The organism is Bartonella florencae (assembly GCF_000312525.1).
Lineage (GTDB): Bacteria > Pseudomonadota > Alphaproteobacteria > Rhizobiales > Rhizobiaceae > Bartonella > Bartonella florencae.
In genome coordinates this window covers 1-1,494 of record NZ_HE997466.1, presented here as the reverse complement: position 1 = coordinate 1,494, position 1,494 = coordinate 1, and the positions used below count along the sequence as shown (strand labels likewise).

Here is a 1,494-nt window from a genome sequence, read left to right as displayed (position 1 = left end):
GTTTTAAGCTCCAAAAGATTGATTGTAAAAGGTGTGATGATGGAAAAGTATTCTTGTCCTTTGAAGGCATTTATTTGCCATCCGGCAAACCCATTACCATGGAAGGATTATTGATACAATGAAGAACCTTGCCAATCCCGAAATCATCTCAGAACTTTCTTTTGAAGAAATCCGCGCTGCAAATATTGAATATTTAAAAGAACTCTTGCCCAGCACTATCTTTTTAGAAAGTGACCCTGCATTAAAAATCATTGAGGCTTTTAGCTATCGAGAGCTTCTTTTAAGACAACGCATTAACGAAGCCGCACGCAACAATATTCTTGATTTTGCAAAAGATGAGGCTCTTGATGCTTTGGGCAATTGGCACGGTGTTCAACGAATGGACGATGAGAGTGATGACAGATACCGCGAACGCATAAGACTTCACACCCGCAGTGGCAAAGGCAGTGGAACAGAGCCTTATTACAAATTTATTGCTTTATCCGCAGATAGCTGCGTAAAAGATGCCATTATTTATCGGAAGGGGAAAAACCCAACCATTCATGTTGCTATTTTTGGCAACAATGAAGAAGAAACCGCAAGCCAAGACTTGCTAGACAAAGTCTCACAAGCCCTTCACGATAAGAACGTCATCATGACCAATGACACCATCCTTGTGCATGCGGCTGTTGCAAAAGTTGTGGACTTGACAGCAGATGTTTGGCTGTTATCAGAAACGGCACTCACGGTTTTAACCCAAATGGAGGCACATTTACGTACTGCTTGGAAACAAGAACAAGCACTTGGGCGTGAATTAAGCCTCTCGTGGTGGATTTCCAAACTGATGATCCCTGGTGTGCAAAAAGTCATTGCCGTTGAACCTACAACGGATAATGCCGTTTCCGATGAGGAAATATTATCCATTGGCAAGGTCATCTTAAACTTTAAAGGGCGGGCACGCTAATGGGTAGTACTTTACTCCCAACAAATGCAACGGAATTTGAAAAGCGCCTTGCTGATGTTTGCGATTTTCATCAAGATGTTGATGCTTCTGTTTTGGGGATTTCGCGCTCTAAACTGATCACACGCCCTCCTCGTTTCTTGCCATGGTTGATTGAAGAATATGGGCTTGGAGAACTTACCCCTTATGTTCCAAACCTTTATGATCTTCTTGACAAGGACTTGAATGGCAGCGGATACGTGGCTCTGTAGCGGCAATTGATATGGGGCTTCAATGGCTTGGACTCTCAGTACATTTTACACCCGCGTGGTCAGAGCGTGCATGGTGGAATTCCTTCCAACTTGAATTTGACCAACTCCCAGAACAAAACTCTCTTGAGGCAATTGAAGCCATTGTCGACCTTTCCAAAAGTTTGCGCTCTGATTTTCGCCGTGGTGTCATTGGTTATGATGTGGGGGCTATGGAAGCCAATATGTCACGCCTTGATGACAGTATGCTGGATTTTGAGAGCGGCATCCGCTTAACAGCTGGGGGGTACACTGTTTTCTTTTGGG

The 1,494-nt window shown here is 43.8% G+C and carries 1 protein-coding gene and 2 pseudogenes; all 3 read left to right on the top strand.

Annotated features, from left to right (window positions below):
- Positions 1–122 (top strand): annotated as a pseudogene (locus BN202_RS10515) (GPW/gp25 family protein); the annotation flags it as partial.
- Positions 119–943 carry a baseplate J/gp47 family protein gene (locus BN202_RS08765; RefSeq protein WP_019220272.1) on the top strand — a complete coding sequence of 275 codons (825 nt, stop codon included), beginning with the start codon at positions 119–121 and terminating at the stop codon, positions 941–943. The pseudogene BN202_RS10515 and the gene BN202_RS08765, both read left to right, overlap by 4 nt.
- Positions 943–1,494, top strand: a pseudogene (locus tag BN202_RS08760) (phage tail protein); the annotation flags it as partial. The gene BN202_RS08765 and the pseudogene BN202_RS08760, both read left to right, overlap by 1 nt.